The organism is Lentzea sp. NPDC060358 (assembly GCF_042725365.1).
In the GTDB taxonomy this organism is placed as follows: Bacteria; Actinomycetota; Actinomycetes; order Mycobacteriales; family Pseudonocardiaceae; genus Lentzea.
In genome coordinates this window covers 1-17,879 of record NZ_JBHXCW010000161.1, presented here as the reverse complement: position 1 = coordinate 17,879, position 17,879 = coordinate 1, and the positions used below count along the sequence as shown (strand labels likewise).

General features: G+C 71.1%; 19 protein-coding genes and 1 pseudogene. 5 read left to right on the top strand and 15 right to left on the bottom strand.

The window, feature by feature from the left end; translation table 11 throughout:
• Positions 1-315: hypothetical protein (locus ACFWGZ_RS28225; protein WP_382454607.1), on the bottom strand; the 315-nt coding region annotated here is incomplete at its 3' end.
• 74 nt (positions 316-389) lie between these two features.
• On the opposite strand from ACFWGZ_RS28225, the gene ACFWGZ_RS28220 reads away from it, so the two are divergent.
• Positions 390-1,535, top strand: a complete 1,146-nt coding sequence (locus ACFWGZ_RS28220; RefSeq protein WP_382454606.1) for a hypothetical protein — start codon at positions 390-392, stop codon at positions 1,533-1,535.
• Positions 1,536-1,577: 42 nt separating this feature from the next.
• On the opposite strand, the gene guaA is transcribed toward ACFWGZ_RS28220, so the two are convergent.
• A complete protein-coding gene (gene guaA / locus ACFWGZ_RS28215) occupies positions 1,578-3,137 on the bottom strand; it encodes a glutamine-hydrolyzing GMP synthase (protein ID WP_382454605.1) in 1,560 nt (519 codons plus the stop codon).
• Positions 3,138-3,156: 19 nt separating this feature from the next.
• Here guaA and ACFWGZ_RS28210 point away from each other — a divergent pair, with 19 nt between their 5' ends.
• Both ACFWGZ_RS28210 and ACFWGZ_RS28205 read left to right on the top strand, forming a co-directional pair.
• Positions 3,157-3,612 carry a phosphotransferase gene (locus ACFWGZ_RS28210; protein WP_382454604.1) on the top strand — a complete coding sequence of 152 codons (456 nt, stop codon included), beginning with the start codon at positions 3,157-3,159 and terminating at the stop codon, positions 3,610-3,612.
• 10 nt (positions 3,613-3,622) lie between these two features.
• Positions 3,623-5,068: an aldehyde dehydrogenase family protein gene (locus ACFWGZ_RS28205; RefSeq protein WP_382454603.1), complete on the top strand. Its 1,446-nt coding sequence runs from the start codon at positions 3,623-3,625 to the stop codon at positions 5,066-5,068.
• Here the strand turns inward: ACFWGZ_RS28205 and ACFWGZ_RS28200 are convergent.
• The 7 genes from ACFWGZ_RS28200 to guaB form a co-directional block, all read right to left on the bottom strand.
• A complete protein-coding gene (locus ACFWGZ_RS28200) occupies positions 5,059-6,312 on the bottom strand; it encodes an FAD-dependent monooxygenase (protein ID WP_382454602.1) in 1,254 nt (417 codons plus the stop codon). The genes ACFWGZ_RS28205 and ACFWGZ_RS28200 overlap by 10 nt on opposite strands.
• Positions 6,309-7,268 (bottom strand): MBL fold metallo-hydrolase, encoded by a 960-nt coding sequence (locus tag ACFWGZ_RS28195; RefSeq protein WP_382454601.1) that lies wholly within the window; start codon positions 7,266-7,268, stop codon positions 6,309-6,311. Before ACFWGZ_RS28195 ends, ACFWGZ_RS28200 begins: the two co-directional genes overlap by 4 nt.
• Before the next feature lie 28 nt (positions 7,269-7,296).
• Entirely contained in the window at positions 7,297-8,973 is a 1,677-nt protein-coding gene (locus ACFWGZ_RS28190) for an FAD-dependent oxidoreductase (protein ID WP_382454600.1), read from the bottom strand.
• 59 nt (positions 8,974-9,032) lie between these two features.
• A complete protein-coding gene (locus tag ACFWGZ_RS28185) occupies positions 9,033-9,257 on the bottom strand; it encodes a hypothetical protein (protein ID WP_382454599.1) in 225 nt (74 codons plus the stop codon).
• A gap of 38 nt (positions 9,258-9,295) precedes the next feature.
• On the bottom strand, positions 9,296-9,643 hold the full coding sequence (locus tag ACFWGZ_RS28180) for a hypothetical protein (protein WP_382454598.1): 348 nt from the start codon (positions 9,641-9,643) through the stop codon (positions 9,296-9,298).
• Positions 9,644-9,707: 64 nt separating this feature from the next.
• Positions 9,708-10,841, bottom strand: coding sequence for a GuaB3 family IMP dehydrogenase-related protein (locus ACFWGZ_RS28175; RefSeq protein WP_382454597.1), 1,134 nt, complete (start codon positions 10,839-10,841; stop codon positions 9,708-9,710).
• 53 nt (positions 10,842-10,894) lie between these two features.
• Entirely contained in the window at positions 10,895-12,406 is a 1,512-nt protein-coding gene (guaB, locus tag ACFWGZ_RS28170) for an IMP dehydrogenase (protein WP_382454596.1), read from the bottom strand.
• Positions 12,407-12,532: 126 nt separating this feature from the next.
• Here guaB and ACFWGZ_RS28165 point away from each other — a divergent pair, with 126 nt between their 5' ends.
• Complete coding sequence (locus tag ACFWGZ_RS28165) at positions 12,533-12,916, top strand: DUF5319 domain-containing protein (RefSeq protein WP_382454595.1); 384 nt, start codon at positions 12,533-12,535, stop codon at positions 12,914-12,916.
• A 197-nt stretch (positions 12,917-13,113) separates the two neighbouring features.
• Here ACFWGZ_RS28165 and ACFWGZ_RS28160 read toward each other — a convergent pair whose 3' ends face one another.
• The 6 genes and pseudogenes from ACFWGZ_RS28160 to ACFWGZ_RS28135 all read right to left on the bottom strand — a co-directional run.
• On the bottom strand, positions 13,114-14,004 hold the full coding sequence (locus ACFWGZ_RS28160; protein WP_382454594.1) for an anti-sigma-D factor RsdA: 891 nt from the start codon (positions 14,002-14,004) through the stop codon (positions 13,114-13,116).
• Complete coding sequence (locus ACFWGZ_RS28155; protein WP_089915126.1) at positions 14,005-14,577, bottom strand: sigma-70 family RNA polymerase sigma factor; 573 nt, start codon at positions 14,575-14,577, stop codon at positions 14,005-14,007.
• A 297-nt stretch (positions 14,578-14,874) separates the two neighbouring features.
• On the bottom strand, positions 14,875-15,471 hold the full coding sequence (locus ACFWGZ_RS28150; protein WP_030471988.1) for a response regulator transcription factor: 597 nt from the start codon (positions 15,469-15,471) through the stop codon (positions 14,875-14,877).
• 81 nt (positions 15,472-15,552) lie between these two features.
• A complete protein-coding gene (locus ACFWGZ_RS28145) occupies positions 15,553-16,446 on the bottom strand; it encodes a hypothetical protein (protein WP_382454593.1) in 894 nt (297 codons plus the stop codon).
• Between the two features lie 42 nt (positions 16,447-16,488).
• Positions 16,489-17,055, bottom strand: a complete 567-nt coding sequence (locus tag ACFWGZ_RS28140) for a hypothetical protein (RefSeq protein ID WP_382454608.1) — start codon at positions 17,053-17,055, stop codon at positions 16,489-16,491.
• A gap of 192 nt (positions 17,056-17,247) precedes the next feature.
• Positions 17,248-17,445 (bottom strand): annotated as a pseudogene (locus ACFWGZ_RS28135) (MerR family transcriptional regulator); the annotation flags it as partial.
• 168 nt (positions 17,446-17,613) lie between these two features.
• On the opposite strand from ACFWGZ_RS28135, the gene ACFWGZ_RS28130 reads away from it, so the two are divergent.
• On the top strand, positions 17,614-17,879 hold a 266-nt coding region (locus ACFWGZ_RS28130), incomplete at its 3' end, for a WhiB family transcriptional regulator (protein ID WP_382454592.1).

Below are 17,879 nucleotides of genomic sequence, written 5' to 3'. Positions count from 1 at the left end.
CCCCCGGGACACCGGGGGCCTTCGCTCTTTCGAGTGGCTGTTGATCAGATCCCCCAGGTGCTCTTCTGCAGGGCATCTAGTGTGCTGCCGGTCCGTCACGGCGAAGAGGGAGCGCATGACCGACGGGGGTTTGCCGATCACCGCCCGCCAGGAGCAGTTCAGCCTGGCGTTCGTCAGGATGATCGCCGCCGCGGCCGGCTGGAACGCGGTCCGTTGCTCAAGCTCACCCACGGCAGGCGCTCCAACGAAGCTTTTCTCGGGGTGCTCCTGCTTCCCGGTGACGATGAACCGTGGCTGAGCCAGCGCGAGGAGCACCTGCTCACCCGCAGCCGCATGTACTGGGAGCACGCGAGACTCCAGGGTCAGAGGGTCGGCGAAGGAGGTGCGTGGTGAGCAGCCCGTCACTCGACGATTACCGCGCACTCGCCGACAGCCTCACCCCGCTGGCCGTGCAGCAGTACCTCGCCGCCAACGACTGGCAGCTCGAGGCGCAGGACCCCGACGTCCGGCAGATCTGGCGACTCCACGACGAGGCCCGCGTCATGCTCCCGCTGGCCACCGACTTCGTCGACTTCGCCCAACGCTTCAGGGACACCCTGCGCACTCTCGCCACCGTCTACGACTGGGACCCGGGACGCTTGGCGGAGCGGATCACCGCCACCCGCGCCGACCTGTTCTTCGTCCGCTTCGACCAGACCACGATCGACGGGACGCTGCCGTTCAAACAGGCCGAGAAGACGCTGGACGGTCTCTTCAAGATGATGAAGGCAGCCGCGACCTCGGCCGATGATCCGACGCATTCCCATCGGGGCCGCCGGTCCAGCACGGTGACCGATTTCCTCGACGAGGACATCCGGCTCGGGCACACGAAGCGCGGAAGCTTCGTCTTCACCGTCGTGACGCGGCTCGGAGATCCGCTGCCCGATCACGACGACGGAACGCGAGCGACCCCGTTCCCACGACGTGTGATGGAAACACTGGCCACAGGCCTGCACGCGGCCAAGGACCTCTCGTTGAACTGGAACCCGTCCGCGGTCGAACGCGCAGCCGAGCGCGGTCTCAGCGCCAGCCTCGTGGAGTCGCTGGAAGACCTGACCGAGTCGGACTCGCTGCGCGAGCTGGACCTGTCCTTCGACTGGGCGGCCAGCGAGCCCCGGCCAGCCGTTCCCTCGTCACGCATCGTGGTGAACCGCGATGCCATCGTCGGGCTGCCGCGCGTCCGAGAGCGTCTGGTGCGACGCGAGGAGCCGCCCCGCACGGAGACCGTCGTCGGCCAGGTCCGTTCGCTCACCCGGGAGGTCTCCGGCGGAGACGACCAGGAGGAGACGACGATCGTCCTGAGCGCCGACGTCCGCGGGCGCACCAGGAAGATCCACGTGGCCCTGACCGGGCAGGACTACGAGTGGGCGATCTTCGCTCACCGGAGCAAGCTGCCCTTCACGGTCACGGGCGACCTGACCTTCGAACGGGGAGCCTGGCGCCTGACGGGCCCGATCACCGTCGATCCCAGCTTCTTGCTGCACCAGCAGCGGTGAACGAGGAAGGCCCCCGGTTTCCCGGGGGCCTTCCGCACGTTCCTACTCCCACTCGATGGTGCCCGGCGGCTTCGACGTCACGTCCAGCACCACGCGGTTGACCTCCGCCACCTCGTTGGTGATCCGGGTCGAGATCCGCTCCAGCACCTCGTACGGCAGGCGCGTCCAGTCCGCGGTCATCGCGTCCTCGGACGACACCGGCCGCAGCACGACCGGGTGCCCGTAGGTGCGGCCGTCGCCCTGCACGCCGACGCTGCGCACGTCCGCGAGCAGCACCACCGGGCACTGCCAGATGGAACGGTCGAGGCCTGCGAGCGTCAGCTCCTCGCGGGCGATGGCGTCGGCCTGGCGCAGCGTGTCGAGGCGGTCCTGGGTGACCTCGCCGATGATGCGGATGCCGAGGCCCGGGCCGGGGAACGGCTGGCGCTGCACGATCGTCTCGGGCAGGCCGAGTTCGGTGCCGACGCGGCGGACCTCGTCCTTGAAGAGGGCGCGCAGCGGCTCGACCAGTTCGAACTGCAGGTCGTCCGGCAGGCCGCCGACGTTGTGGTGCGACTTGATGTTCGCGGTGCCCGCACCGCCGCCGGACTCGACGACGTCCGGGTAGAGCGTGCCCTGGACGAGGAACTTGTAGTCGCCCTCGGCCTTGAGGTCGCGCTCGGCCTGCTCGAACACGCGGATGAACTCACGGCCGATGATCTTGCGCTTCTCCTCCGGGTCCGTGACGCCGGCGAGCGCGTTCAGAAAGCGTTCGCGCGCGTCCACGGTGACCAGGCGGATGCCCGTGGCGGCCACGTAGTCGCGCTCGACCTGGGCGCGCTCGCCGGAGCGCAGCAGGCCGTGGTCGACGAAGACGCACGTGAGGCGGTCGCCGATCGCGCGCTGGACCAGGGCCGCGGCGACGGCGGAGTCGACGCCGCCGGACAGGCCGCAGATCGCCTTGCCGTCACCGATCTGCTCGCGGATGCGGGCGACCTGCTCGTCCACGATCGACGAGGTGGTCCACTGCGGCCGCAGGCCCGCGATGTCGTGCAGGAACCGGCGCAGCACCTCCTGGCCGTGCGGCGAGTGGTGCACCTCGGGGTGGTACTGGACGCCGGCGAAGCGGCGCTCGCGGTTCTCGAACGCGGCGACCGGCGCGCCCTCGCTGGTCGCGGTGACGGTGAAGCCCTCGGGCGCCTTCGTGACGGCGTCGCCGTGGCTCATCCACACCGGGTGGCTGGCCGGGAGCTCCTGGTGCAGCGCGCCGCCCTCGGTGGGCACGCTCAGGTCCGTGCGGCCGTACTCGCGGGTGCCGGTCTGCTCGACCGAGCCGCCGAGCGCGCGCGCCATCGCCTGGAAGCCGTAGCAGATGCCGAAGACCGGGACGCCGGTCTCGAACAGCTTCGGGTCGACCTGCGGCGCGCCCTCCTCGTAGACGCTCGACGGGCCACCGGACAGCACGATGGCCAGCGGGTTCTTGTCGAGGATCTCGCTCACCGACGCGGTGTGCGGGACCACCTCGGAGTAGACCTGGGCCTCGCGCACGCGGCGGGCGATCAGCTGCGCGTACTGGGCGCCGAAGTCGACGACGAGAACAGGGCGGTTGCTGGTGTCGGACACGCCGCCAAGGATGTCATGCGTGGACGAGGAGCTGCTGACCGGTGGCGGGCTGAACCAGGTGTTCAGCGTGGGTGACGCGGTGCGCAGACCGGCCGGGCCGTGGGCGCCTCGGGTGCACGAGTTGTTGCGGCACTTGGCACCACTGGGCATCGCGCCGGTGCCGCTCGGGCTCGACGGCGAGCACTCGCTGCTGAGCTGCCTGCCCGGTGACGTTGGCCACGTGCCCCCATCGGACGACACGGCTCTGGTCGAGTCCGCACTGCTACTGCGGCGGCTGCACGGCGACTTCGCGCCGTACAACACCGTGCTCACCGACGGACGTCCGACGGGGGTCTTCGACTGGGACGGCGCGCATCCCGGTCCGCGCTGGTGGGACGTCAGCTGGGCGGTCGTCCATTTCGCGCTGCAATGCGCGGAACGCCATGACCACTACTACCCGGAATCCGTTCGGTACGTGCGGGCCGCCAGGGCTTAACGTGAGCCTCATGGACGCGTTCACACCACAGCCCAGGCCCTGCTGGGTCGCCGGTCGCCCCGAGCAGGGCGAGCAGGCGTTGGAGGTTCTCCACCCGTTCGACGGCACCGCGGTCGCGTCGGTCGCCGTGCCGGGCAGAGACCAGGTGGAACGCGCCGTCTCGGCGGCCGCGGCCGTCGCCAGGGAGTTCCGCAGGACGCCCGCGCACGTGCGGGCCGAGGCGTTGCTGCAGGTCTCGCGCTCGCTGGCCGACCGCGCGGAGGAGATCGCCGAGACGATCACCGCCGAGAACGGCAAGCCTCTCAAGTGGGCCGAGATCGAGGTGCAGCGCGCGGTCAACACCTTCCGGTTCGCCGCCGAGGAGGCGCGCCGGTTCACCGGCGGGCTGCAGCGGCTCGACACCGAGGCCGGTGGTGTGGGACGGATGGCGATCGTCCGGCACGTGCCGCGCGGGCCGGTGCTCGCGGTGGCGCCGTTCAACTTCCCGCTGAACCTGGTGGCGCACAAGGTCGCACCGGCGCTCGCGGTGGGCGCGCCGGTGATCGTGAAGCCCGCGTCCGCGACCCCGCTCAGCGCGCTGCTGCTCGGCGAGGTCCTGGCCGAGACCGGCCTGCCGGAGGGCGCGTTCTCCGTCCTTCCCGTGCGGGGCGCGGACATGCAGGCGCTGGTGGAGGACGAACGCCTGCCGGTCATCTCGTTCACCGGGTCCACCAAGGTGGGCTGGTCGCTGATGGAAGCCGCGCCGCGCAAGCACGTCGTGATGGAGCTCGGCTCCAACGCGGCGGCCATCATCTGTCCTGATTGGACGGACCTGGACCACGCGGCGCAGCGCATCGCCACGTTCGGCAACTACCAGGCCGGGCAGTCGTGCATCGCCGTGCAGCGGGTGGTCGTCGACCGCTCGAAGGCCGACGAGTTCGTGCCGAAGCTCGTGGAGGCCGTGGCCGCGCTGAAGACCGGCGACCCGCACGACCCCGAGGTCGAGGTCGGTCCGCTGATCGACGAGGACAACGCCCGGCGCGTCGAGGAGTGGGTCAACATGGCCACCGACGTCGGCGCGAAGGTGCTCGTCGGCGGCAAGCGGACCGGTGCCTCGGTCGAGCCGACCGTGCTCACCGACGTGCCGAGGACCGCCAAGGTGTGGACGGAGGAGATCTTCGGGCCGGTGCTCGTGGTGTCCGTCGCGGACGGCGTGGAGGACGCGTTCGCGCAGGCCAACGACTCGAAGTACGGGCTGCAGGCCGGCGTGTTCACCCGTGACGTGCAGGTGGCGTTCGAGGCTGCGGCCGAGCTGGAGGTCGGCGGCGTGATCATCGGCGACGTGCCGTCCTACCGCGCGGACCAGATGCCCTACGGCGGGGTGAAGGGGTCGGGCACCGGGCGCGAGGGCGTGCGGTCGGCGATGGAGGACTTCACCGAGGAGCGCGTCACCGTGCTGACGGGCATTCAGCTGTAGCCCAGCGCGCGACGCCGGACGTCGCCGGTGTCGGCACCGGCGACGTGGCCGTCCGGCCTGATCAGCAGCCCGTCCACGACCGTGAAACCCGGTCCGGCGACGCGTGACCCGGCCATCAGCTCGCCGCCGGACGTCGTCAGCGGCGAGTCCGCGTAGGAGAACGGGGTGAAGAGCCTGCCGGAGTCGATGCCCTCCCCGGTCGCGAGCGCCTTCTCACGGCGTTCGCGCTCTTCGGCGGTGCCGGGCACGAGGAACCGCATGGTGTCGCCGGTGATGCGGAGGTTCTCGTCGGCGGCCGCACCGCGTTCGACGTCGTAGGACGCCAGCAGGCCGGGACCGGCCTCGCCGCGCCGGTCCGCGGCGATCTTCCACGCCGCGTTGTCCGCGTCGCAGATCCCCGAGTTCAGGCCGCGGGCGCCGAACGGGCTCATCACGTGCGCCGCGTCGCCCGCGAGCAGGACCCGGCCGTCCCGCAGGGTGCGCGCGCGGCGCTGGTGGAAGCGGTAGGTGGACTGCCAGACGATCTCGTACGGCCTGTCGCCGACGACCGCGCGGACGTGGGCGTCGGTGAGCCGGACGTCTTCGGCGACCTGCCAGTCGATCCGCCAGACGCCATCGGGTTGCGGGTGCAGGAGGACCTGCCGGCCCGGGTTGCCGGGCGGGTCGAAGTAGAAGCGGCGCTCGGGCGTCGCGAAGTCCAGGTCGACGCGGACGTCGGCGATGACGAACCGGTCGTCGAACGAGAAGCCGTCGAACGGGATGTCCAGCAGCTGCCGCACCTTCGAGTGCGCGCCGTCCGCGGCGATGCAGTGCGTGGCCCTGATGCCGTCCTGTGTGGACACTCCCCCGTCGTCCTGGGCCAGGCTTTCCAGCGGGTGGCCGTGGCGCAGCTCGACCAGCGGCTCGGCGCGGACCCGTTCCTCCAGCAGCCGTTCGACGACGGTCTGCGGGGTGTTCACGAACGGCGGGAAGCCCTCGGCCTCCGGGAACGTCAGGGTGAGGACCTCGCGGTCGCGGTGGTAGGTGCGGCCGGTGTACCAGGTGACCCCGGCGTCGGCGACGGCCTGGCCGACGCCGACCCGTTCGAGGACCTCCAGCACGTCGCGCTGCACGCAGATCGACCGGCTGCCGGTGCCGGCGCGGCGCTCGGCGGCCTCCAGGACGGTGCTCGGCACCCCGGCCCTCGCGAGCAGGAGCGCCGCGGTGAGCCCGACCGGTCCGGCGCCGACCACCAGGACGGTCACTGCAGGGCGTCCCAGACGGCCCGGTCGCGTTCGGCGGTCCAGATGCCCGGCCAGTCCTTGCCGTCGCACTCGTCCCAGTAGCGCTGCACGTCGAACGGCAGGCAGTGCTCGAAGATCGGCCAGCGCCCGTAGCGGCCCACGAGTGCGCCGTGCGCCAGTGCGAAGGCCTCCTTGAGCGTGCCGCCCTCGGCGTGCACCCCGCCGACGGTGCGGCGCAGCTCGTTGAGGAAGTGCCTGCTCTGGTCGATCGCGGCCTCGACCTCCATGCGGTCGCGGGCGACCTTCCCGCGCCCGCCCACCAGCACCTCGGCGCCGAGGTCCGCGACCTCGTCCAGGGTGGAGGTCGCCCAGTCGTCGTGGAACGCGTCGCCGGTGTAGAGCGCGGCCTGCGACTCGACGAGGTCGCCCGCGAAGAGGATGCGCTGCTGCGGCAGCCAAGCCACGACGTCGCCCGCGGTGTGCCCGCGGCCCAGGTGCTGGAGCACCAGGTCGCCGCGCTCGCCGCCGAGCGGGATCGTCATGCGGTCGGAGAACGTGAGCGTCGGCCAGGTCAGGCCGGGGATCTCCTCCGGTGACTCGAAGAGCCTCGGCATGCGGCCGAACTCGCTCTCCCAGTCCTGCTGCCCGCGTTCGGCGATGAGCACGCGCGTCATCTCGTGCGTGACGATCTCCTCGGCGTCGAACGCGCTGGCGCCGAGCGTGCGGACGGCGTGGTAGTGGCTGAGCACGAGGTAGCGGACGGGCTTGCCGGTGTGCCTGCGGAGCTGGGCGAGCCAGCGGCGCGCGGCCGCCGGTGTCGCGCGCGCCTCGAAGCAGATCAGGAAGTCCTCGGCCTCGATCGCGCCGACGTTGGGGTCGCCTTCGGCGGTCAGGGTGTAGACGCCCTCGGCGAGCTCGACGAAGACCTCGTCCTTCGGCGTCAGGTCCTCGCTGGAGGCAAAAGGCTTGGTGGCCATCCTTCCACCGTAGCCAAACGAATCCGGCTCAGGACACCTTCACGATCGGCAACCGCAACGCGGCTGGAGCTTCCTGCGGCACCGCCGGGTTCTTCGGCTTCGTCGGGCTGATCCTCCTGTACGGCTGCCCCTGGGCGGGCCGCTGGTCCTCCTCGCCCTTGTTCGGCCACAGCGAGAACGCCCGCTCGGCCTGCGCGGTGATCGTGAGGCTCGGGTTGACGCCGAGGTTCGCGCTGATCGCCGAACCGTCCACAACGGACAGACCGGGGTAGTGGAAGACGCGGTGGTACGGGTCGATCACGCCGTGGTCCTCGCTGGACGCGATCGCGCACCCGCCGATGAAGTGCGCGGTCAGCGGGATGTCGAACAGCTCGCCCCAGGTGCCGCCCGCCACGCCGCCGATGTGCCCGGCGGCCAGCAGGTTCGCCTGGTGCCCCGCCGGGATGAACGCCGGGTTCGGCTCACCGTGGCCCTGCCTGCTGGTGAGCTTGCCGCGCTTGAGGTAGGTGGTGATGGAGTTGTCGAGGCTCTGCATGACCAGCAGGATCACGGTCCGCTCGCTCCACCGGTGCACGCTCAGCAGCCGCAGCAGGCGCACCGGGTGCCGGACGGCCTGCTTGACGAACTGCAGCCACCGCGGCGTGCTCAGCGCGCCGTCCGTGGCGAGGGTCTGCAGCATGCCCATGGCGTTGCTGCCCTTGCCGTACCGGACGGGTTCGATGTGCGTGATCTCGTCGGGGTGGATCGAGCTGGTGATCGCGACGCCCCGCGTGAAGTCGCTGGCGGGGTCGACGGTGTAGCGCGCGGCCCCGATGATCGACTCGGAGTTGGTGCGGGTCAGCTCGCCGAGCCTGGCCGAGATCTTCGGCAGGGTGGTGGCCCTCGCCCGGTGCAGCAGCTGCTGCGTGCCCCACGTGCCGGCCGCGACGACGACCTGGTCGGCGGTGAACGTCCTGGTGGCCTTGCCGCCGGTCATCTTCGTCTCGACGGTCCACCGGCCGCCGCGCTCCTCCAGCTGCGTGACCGTGGTCAGCGGGAAGACCCGCGCCCCCAGCTTCTCCGCGAGGTAGAGGTAGTTCTTGACCAGCGTGTTCTTGGCGCCGACCCGGCACCCGGACATGCAGCTGCCGCACTCGGTGCAGCCCGTGCGTTCCGGCCCGGCACCGCCGAAGTACGGGTCGGCGGCCTTCTCACCGGGCTCGCCGAAGTACACCCCGACCGGCGTCGCGTGGTAGCTGTCCTCGACGCCCATGTCCTTCGCGACCTTCTGCATGACGACGTCGCTCGGGGTGGTGGTGGGGTTCGTGACGACGCCCAGCATCCGGCTCGCCTGGTCGTAGAACGGGTCGAGCTCGCCCTGCCAGTCGGTGATGTGCGCCCACTGCCGGTCCTCGTAGAACGGCCGGAGCGGCCGGTACAGCGTGTTCGCGTAGACGAGGCTGCCCCCGCCGACGCCCGCCCCGGCGAGCACCATGACGTTGCGCAGGGTGTGGATGCGCTGGATGCCGAAGCACCCGAGCCGCGGCGCCCACAGGTACCGGCGCAGGTCCCAGCTGGTCTTGGCGAACTCGTCGTCGGCGAACCGGCGCCCCGCCTCCAGGACGGCGACGCGGTAGCCCTTCTCGGTCAGCCGGAGCGCGGCCACGCTCCCGCCGAACCCGGAGCCGACGATGACGACATCGAAGTTACCGGCGAGTTCACCCATGAACCGGAGAGTAGGCGTTACTTCCGGTAACGCCTAGTTCTCTACCGGTTCAGAAGGGGTCAGAGCACCAGCGCGTTGATCACCCAGGCCGTGAACGCCACGGCCAGCGCGGTGACCAGCAGGCCGCCGCCGACGAACAGGGCGAGCGCCTTCCAGCCGATGCCCCCGACGCCCTCGTCCTCGTCGGGCACCTCGTCGTTCTCGAACTCCTGCGCCTCGGCGTCCGCGTCGATGGTGTCCACGTCGCTGTTCTTGCCGTCGCCGAACAAAGCATCCAGATCCACGCTCCATGGACGCGCGGAGTGGCCGTTCGGTTGCAGGATCAGGTTTGGGCCCAAGCGGCGTCCGGCAGCGCGAGGTAAACGCCCACGTCAGCGAGGCCCGTGGCTTCGGCGACGGCGGCGCACAGGGTGTCGACGCGGTCCTGGAGGTTGTCCTCCCGGCTCGCGAACCACTTCGACCTCACCTCGACCACGACGTGCATGCCGGTCGAGTCGAACGGGCCGCGCACGCGGAAGCGCAGGTCCACGTCGCCGGGCTGGAGGTTGCCGTCGTAGGGCTCCTCGGGGCACTCGACGGCCACGGAGACGGCGTGCGGGAGCATCGCCGCGAGCGTCTCCAGCAGGGCGTGCGGGACGGACGGGGAGTAGGTGATCTCGACGATCGGCACGAGGTCCAGACAACCAGAAGGGCGTGTCCCCGCGGGGACGCGCCCTTCCCTCAAACTCCGGTCGTCAGCCGCGGATCGTCAGGCCGACCTTCTGGAACTCCTTGAGGTCGGAGTAGCCGGTCTTGGCCATCGCCCTCTTCAGCGCGCCGAACAGGTTCGTCACGCCGCGCGGGTCGGCCGACGGGCCGAACAGCAGCGAGCGCAGGTCGAGCTCCTGGTCGACGGCCTCGGCCACCAGGCTGCGCGGCACGGACGGGTGCGCGGACGCCGCCGTCCAGTACAGGCCCTGACCGGGCGCCTCGGTCGCGGCGGCCAGCGGCTCGCCGAGCATCACGGCGTCGGCACCGCAGGCGATCGACTTCGCCACGTCGCCCGAGGTCGAGACGCCGCCGTCGGCGATGACGTGCACGTACCGGCCGCCGGTCTCGTCGAGGTAGTCGCGGCGCGCGGCCGCGGCGTCGGCGATCGCGGTGGCCATCGGCACGCCGATGCCGAGGACCGAGTCGGTCGTGGTGACGCCGGGCGTGTAGCCGTAGCCGACGATCACGCCCGCCGCGCCGGTGCGCATCAGGTGCATCGCCGTGCGGTAGTCGCCGACGCCGCCGGCGATCACCGGGATGTCGAGGTCGGCGATGAACGACTTCAGGTTCAGCGGCTCGCCGTCGCGCGACACGTGCTCGGCCGAGATGATCGTGCCCTGCACGACCAGGATCTCCACCCCCGCGGCCAGCAGGTCGGGGGTGAGCTCCGCGGCGCGCTGGGGGCTCACCCGGACCGCGACGGTGACGCCCGACTCGCGGATCTGCTTGACCGCCTCGGCGATCAGGTCCATCCGCAGCGGTGCGGCGTGCAGCTCCTGCAGCACCTTCACCGCGGCCGCCGGGTCGTCGCTGTCCTCGGTCGCCTGGACCAGGCGGAACAGCGCCTCGTCCACGTCGCCGTGCCGCGCCCAGAGGCCCTCGGCGTTGAGCACGCCCAGACCGCCGAGCTCGCCGACCGCGACCGCCGTGCCCGGCGACACGATCGCGTCGGTCGGGTGGGTGATCAGCGGGATGTCGAAGCGGTAGGCATCGATCTGCCACGTCGTGGAGACGTCCTTCGACGACCTCGTCCGACGCGACGGGATGATCTCGATGTCGTCCAGCTCGTAGGCCCGCCTCGCGGTCCGGCCCATGCCGATCTCGACCAGATCGCGCACCTGTGGTTCCCTTCCAAAGCTTTCGAACAAGCTCTTGAACTGCCCGAACGACTCTAACGGGTGGTGTAGTTCGGGGCCTCGACGGTCATCGTGATGTCGTGCGGGTGGCTCTCCTTGAGGCCCGCCGCGGTGATCCGCACGAGCTGCGCGTCCTGCAGCTCGGTGATCGTGCGGGAGCCCGTGTAGCCCATCGCCGCGCGCAGGCCGCCGTTGAGCTGGTGCACGACCTGCGACAGCGGGCCGCGGAACGGCGTGCGGCCCTCGATGCCCTCCGGCACGAGCTTGTCCTCGTTCAGGACGTCGTCCTGGAAGTAGCGGTCCTTGGAGAACGACTTGTTCTCGCCGCGCGACTGCATCGCCGCGAGCGATCCCATGCCCCGGTAGGTCTTGAACTGCTTGCCGTTGACCAGGATCAGGTCGCCGGGCGCCTCCTGGGTGCCGGCGAGCAGCGAGCCGAGCATCACGGCGGACGCGCCGGCCGCGATGGCCTTCGCGATGTCGCCGGAGTACTGGATGCCGCCGTCGCCGATCACCGGCACGCCGGCGGGACGGCAGGCGAGCGACGCCTCGTAGATCGCGGAGATCTGCGGCACGCCGACACCCGCGACGACGCGCGTGGTGCAGATCGAGCCAGGGCCGACGCCGACCTTCACGCCGTCCGCGCCCGCGTCGATCAGGGCCTGGGCACCGGCGCGCGTCGCGATGTTGCCGCCGACGACGTCCGTCGAGTCGCCGAGCTCCTTCTTGATCCGGGCGACCATCTCCAGCACGCCGCGCGAGTGGCCGTGCGCGGTGTCGACCATCAGCACGTCCACGCCCGCCTCGGCGAGCGTCATCGCGCGCACGAACGAGTCCTCGCCCACGCCCACGGCGGCGGCGCAGAGCAGGCGGCCGTCCGGGTCCTTGGTGGCGAACGGGTACTGCTCGGTCTTCACGAAGTCCTTGACCGTGATCAGGCCCTTGAGCTTGCCGTCGCCGTCGACGATCGGGAGCTTCTCGACCTTGTGGCGGCGCAGCAGGCCCAGCGCGGCGTCGGCCGACACGCCGACCTGCGCGGTGACCAGCGGGCCGTTGGTCATGACCTCGCTGACGCGCTTGCTGTGGTCGAGCTCGAACCGCATGTCGCGGTTGGTGATGATGCCGACGAGCTTGTTGTTCGCGTCGGTGACCGGGACGCCGGAGATGCGGTAGCGGGCGCACAGCGCGTCGACCTCGGCGAGCGTCGCGTCCGGCGAGCACGTGACCGGGTCGGTGACCATGCCGGCCTCCGACCGCTTCACCGTCTCGGCCTGACGGGCCTGGTCCTCGACGGAGAGGTTGCGGTGCAGCACGCCGATGCCGCCCTGACGCGCCATCGAGATCGCCATCCGGCCTTCGGTGACGGTGTCCATCGCGGCGCTGGCCAGCGGGATCTTGAGGGTGATGTTGCGCGAGATCCTGGTGCTCGTGTCGACGCCGCTCGGGACGACGTCCGACTCGGCAGGCAGCAGGAGCACGTCGTCGAAGGTCAGCCCCAGCATGGCGAACTTGCTCGGGACTCCGTCAGCGTTGAGCTCGCTGGTCATAGCGGGTGACTTGCCTTCCGTCGTGCGGGCTGCGCTCCACCGGCGGGTCAGGTTTCCGCAGGCGGAGGCGGTGCTGCCCATGGTATCTGGACGGCTCGGGGGGTACGGCGGGTACCGTGCGGGGTCGTGCCGCACGACGCGTTGCCACCAGACCCCTTCGAGGGCGATCCCGAGGACCCCGCGCTCACCCTCGGCGAGCCGGACCACGACCATCCCGAGATGGCCGACGACGAAAGAGCCGAGCTGGTCAGCGACCTGAGCGACCTCGCCGTCTACCAGGCCCTGCTCGAACACCGCGGGGTGCGCGGCATCGTCGTCGACTGCGGCGAGTGCCAGGAACCGCACTACCACGACTGGGCGTTGTTGCGAGCCTCACTCGAACAGCTGCTCGCCGACGGCCGGATGCGCCCGCACGAGCCCGCGTTCGACCCCGATCCCGGTTCCTACGTGAGCTGGGAGTACTGCCGCGGGTACGCCGACGGCGTCACCGCGACCGAGTCGGCGCGCTGAGGCCGAAGTCACGAGTGATCTGGGACGCGCCCGATCGGGTGCGTCCCGATGCACATCACGCCGGATCCGCAACCCGAGCGGTCACATTCCACCTGACGTGTGAACACCCGGACGTGTGAACGGCCCCTGACCTGGGACAGGTCGGGGGCCGTTCACAGTGCGTCTCGACTGGGCGCCCCGCCGGAACGCCTCGCGCGTCAGTTCGATCCGGTCTGCCCGGACGTCTGGGCCGTGCCCTCGCTGTTGGTCACCGTGGCGCCGGAGGCCGGCGAGTTGGGGTCCGCGGGCGGCGGGGGCGGAGGCGGCGGTTCCTCGCCACCGTTCGAGGTCGGCGGCGGAGGCGTCTCCGACGTGGTCGACGGGCTCGGCTGGGTGGTCACCGGCTGGCTCGAGGACGTCGACGGCGACGTGGTCGGCTGCGACGTCGACTGGGTCGGCGTGGTCGTCGGGGCCGGCGTCTGCGGAGGCGAGGTGTCGAGCTCCTTCTCGAGCTCCTTGTGCTTCTCCTCCAGCTTGGCCTTGCCGTCGGCCGTCGAGACCGACCCCAGGCTGGCCTCGACCTTGTCGAGCTTCTCGCGCGCCTCGACCACCTTGCCCTCGCGCAGGGCGAGGCGCGCCGACTCGAGGTCGGTGTCGATGATCGCGGCGGCCTCGATCGACTTCGCGTGCTCGGAGTAGAGCACCTGCGTCAGACCCCAGAGCGTGTCGCCCGGCTGGGCGTCGCGCGCCACGAGGCTCACGCCGGTGAAGGCGATGGCCAGCACCGCGGCGGCGCTCGCGAGCGGGATCAGGAAGCGGTGCCTGCTCACCGGCTGCGGGCGGGCAGCCTGGATCGTCGCGATGGCGGTGTCGGTGTCGACGAGCTCGCCGAACGGCTCCGCCTCCACCTCGTTGCGCCACGCGAGCAGCATCGCGTTGAGCTCGTCGTCCGCCGACGAGCCGGCCGCGCCGGGGGTCGCGGACCCCAGGGCGTCCAGAAGTTTGTCATCGGCCTGCACGGCCGAGAGGTCGTCGGCGACGGGCTCGTGCGGGGCTCTGTCGTCCTGTCCGCGCACTTCCTCGTCGTCCTTCCCGTGTTCGTCGGCCACTCAGACCACCTCCTCCGCTGCCAGCGACTTGCGGAGCCGAGCGAGCGCGCGGTGTTGCGCCACCCGGACCGCACCCGGCGTCGAACCGACCGCCTCGGCAGTTTCCTCGGCGGAGAGTCCGACCACCACCCTCAACAGCAGGATCTCCCGCTGCTTCTCCGGCAGGACGCGCAGCAGCACCGCCATCCGGTCGGAGAGTTCGCCCTGCATCGCCCGTTGCTCTGGACCGGCGTCGGTCTCCGGCGCATCGGGGACTTCGGGCACGGGCTCGGAGCGGTTCCTGGCTGCGGACCGATGTGCATCGGCGACCTTGTGCGCCGCGATCCCGTAGACGAACGCGAGGAAGGGCCGACCCTGGTCGCGGTAGCTGGGCAATGCCGTGAGCACCGCGAGACACACCTCCTGGGCCACATCGTCCGCCGAAGCGAAGCTCCGCTCCTGCCTGCCAACTCTGGCGCGGCAGTACCGCACCACGAGAGGACGTATGGAGGCCAGCAGGCGTTCGATCGCCTGGCGGTCGCCGTCGACGGCCGCGCCCACTTCGGCGTCCAGTCCGTCCCCCAAGTTGGTCATCGCAGACAACAGCCCTGGTGTTACTTGTTGGCGTACCGACAGGAAACAGCACGAGTCACTCACAGCGACCCGGTGCAGCAACCTCACCGTACCGGCTTCCAGGCCTTCCGTTCATCGGCGGGGTGCGGGCACCGCGGGTGAGCAGCGGACTCGCTGAACGGCCTCGGCCCGGCGACCGCGTCACCGCGCTGGGGGTGGCCGCGCGCACGGATGCGCACGAGTGACCCGGCTCACGCATCGGCCCCGCTCTCCCACGTGCGGCACATGGGAGCGCGGGGCCGGTGCGGTGAGTGCGACCTACTGGACGAGGCCTCGCCGGAAGCCGTGCGCCACCGCCTGAGCGCGGTCGCGGACACCGAGCTTGCGGAAGAGACGACGCGCGTGCGTCTTCACCGTGTCCTCCGACAGGTAGAGCTCGCGGCCGATCTGGCCGTTGCTCTTGCCCTGGCTCATGCCCCGCAGCACCTGGAGCTCGCGCTCCGTGAGCTGCACGCCGGGGTCGGAGGGCTGGCGCGGCGCCGGTACGGAGGTGCTGGCGAGCGTGTGCGCGAGGGCCGCCACAAGCTCGGGACGCGAGGCGTCCCACCTCAGATATCCGCGCGCACCGCCGGCGATCGCCGCGGCGATGCTGCCCGCGTCGTCGGGTGCACCGAAGACGATGACGTTTGCCTGCGGATTCGCGGAGACGAGCCGACGCGTGGCTTCCACCCCGGTCGGGACGGCGCGCTGGGTTCCCACCAGGACGACGTCGACCGGCTGCCTTGAAAAGCGAGCCAACAACTCGTCACCGTGCGCTACGCAGTCGATGCGGCTAACCCCGGGGACAGCCGACATCACGCGGGTGAGACCCTCCCGCACACTGCGCCGGTCGTCGCAAATAAGGACCGTGGTCACGGGGACTCCTTTCCTGCAGCCGAGTGACGTTCCATCTCCCCTATCGGACGCTGGAGGCCGGACCTTGACACGATCCGGTGCTTAATCCGTCAAGAAGTTCGTCTGAGGGTCTGCGTTCGGGGGTTCCCCGGAACGGAGCAGCCCGGTCGGCATCCACGGCGACTCGAGGGCGACTCCGCGGCCGACGGGGTCCGCTCTCCGCAACACGCAGCTCAGAGCCTCGGCAGCCCGTTTCCCGCCGCCTTCACCGCCCCGCGCGGCGTCACCCGCCAGCACCAGAGCGCTCGGCCAGACCAACGGATGAAGGCCCTTCGCAGCGCTGTGATTTAGCTCACACTCGATGAGTTCACTCCCGCGCTTCAGGCCGTCGGGTGTCCCCCACACGACCAAAGAGGTGCCCAGGACGAGCGCCGACTTCAACTCGTGACGCAGCGCTTCCTTCTCCACCGCCACGCGGTGCGCCTGCTCGGCGGGGGCGACGGCCGCCGCGGCGTTCCCGGACGCCAGCTCGACCTCCGCGGTCACCCAGCCCCGCCGGACCTCCGCCCTCCACCCGGCGGGCTCGACCGCCGCGAGGAGACGCCGGGCCTCCCCGAGCCGCCCGGCCCCGAGCGAGTCGGCGGCGAGGCCGAGCAGGGCGTCCGTCCGGGCACCGGCCGCGTCGACCCCGTCCGGATCGGTCCCCGCGGCCGGCCGGACGCGCGCCAGGGCGGCCCCGTCGAGCGCGCGGGCCAGGTGGTGCGCGCCGAGCTGGCGGTGGTGGGACGCGCGGGTGGACAGGGCCAGGGAGGCGATCACCGGGTCGCGGTCGTGGCGCAGCACGTCGAGGGCGGTGGCCGCGGCGGCGTAGTGGCCCTGGCCGCCGAGGACCACGGCCGCGAGCCAGCGGACGCGCGAACTCGGGGAGGACAGCGCGGGCCAGACGGGGAGGTCGGGTGAGTCACCGAAGGCGGCGCGGCGCAGCTCCTCTTCCATGCGGAGGAGTCTGCCGCTCGAGCCGGGTGCACCGGGCGCCGGTCAGGTCACCGCGCTCTCGACCGCCGCGACCGCGGCCGCGAGGTCCTCCACCCGTTCCGCCGGCGCCGTGACCACCCCGCGGCGCCACCCCGGCCCGCCCACGAACACCCTCACCTGCTGGCGGGTCCGCGGCAGGGCGGTGATCACCGCCGGATCGGCGTACCGCGGCAGCTGCGCCCACAGCACGAGCGCGGAGGGGGCCGTGCGGCGGACCGCGGCGGCCAGGGCGTCCACCGGCAGCGCCGCTCCCAGCTGGCGGACGACCACGCCTCGGCGCGCCAGTTCGGCGGCCAGCGGGTAGAGCGGGAGGGTGTGCCTCTCCTCCGGCATGCACGCCAGCAGCACGGGCCGATGGTTGCGCCCGAGGGTGACGAGCGGAGTCGCGCGCACGAACGCCGCCAGCACGCACTCGTTCAGCAGGTGCTCCACTTCCACGCCGGTGCCGGCGAGCTGCCAGCGGGCGGAGACGGCGGTGAGGACCGGGCGCACGACCTCGTCCCACGTCGCGATCACCCCGTCGGAGGAAAGCGAGTCGGCGAGCATCTGCTGGACGGCGATCGAATCCATGGCCACCGCCGCCCGTCCCAGCCCGCGCGCCGAGGGGGACGCTCCGGGCATTTTCAGGCCGCGGCCACCACCACCCGATGGGCTGACGGGAACTTCCCCGCGGGTCATCGACGATTTCGAGTCGAGGGCAAAACGAGCGGCCTCGGCGGAAGACGCGCCACGAAGAAGTGCGCGTTGCATCAATTCCAGACGGGCGACGTCGCGCGGTCCGTATTTCCGGTGCCGCCCAACGGTGTGGCCACTCGGACCGAGCCCGTAGCGGCGGTCCCAGGTGCGCAGTGTCGCGGGTGCCACGCCGAGCCGTCTGGCCACCGCGGCGACCGAGAGGAGCGGGTCGCCGGGATGACCACCGGCGGGTCTGCGCTCCGGCTCTGCCTTCACGGGAGCCATCGTCCGTTCACCGCATCCGAGCGGCAACTCCGGGCGGTGAGTGATCGAACACGCGTGCTGTCACCCATCAGTTGATAAGGGTCTTCAGCCTCTTGAACAAGTTTTGACTCGGTTCTACGGTGGATCATCGTTAAGCCGAATGGAGCAGTCGTCACGGAGGCGGTCTCGATGGCGGACACCCGAAGGCTCCCCGGTCCCAACGCAGATCTGTGGGACTGGCAGATGCGCGGTTCGTGCCGGGGCATGGACAGCGCGTTCTTCTTCCACCCCGACGGTGAGCGGGGTCCGGCGAGAGCCCGGCGGGAAGCGCGCGCCAAGGCTGTCTGCCTCGCCTGCCCCGTGCTGGAGATGTGCCGCAAACACGCGCTGGCCGTGCAGGAACCGTACGGAATCTGGGGCGGGCTCTCGGAATCGGAGCGCGACCACATCATCAA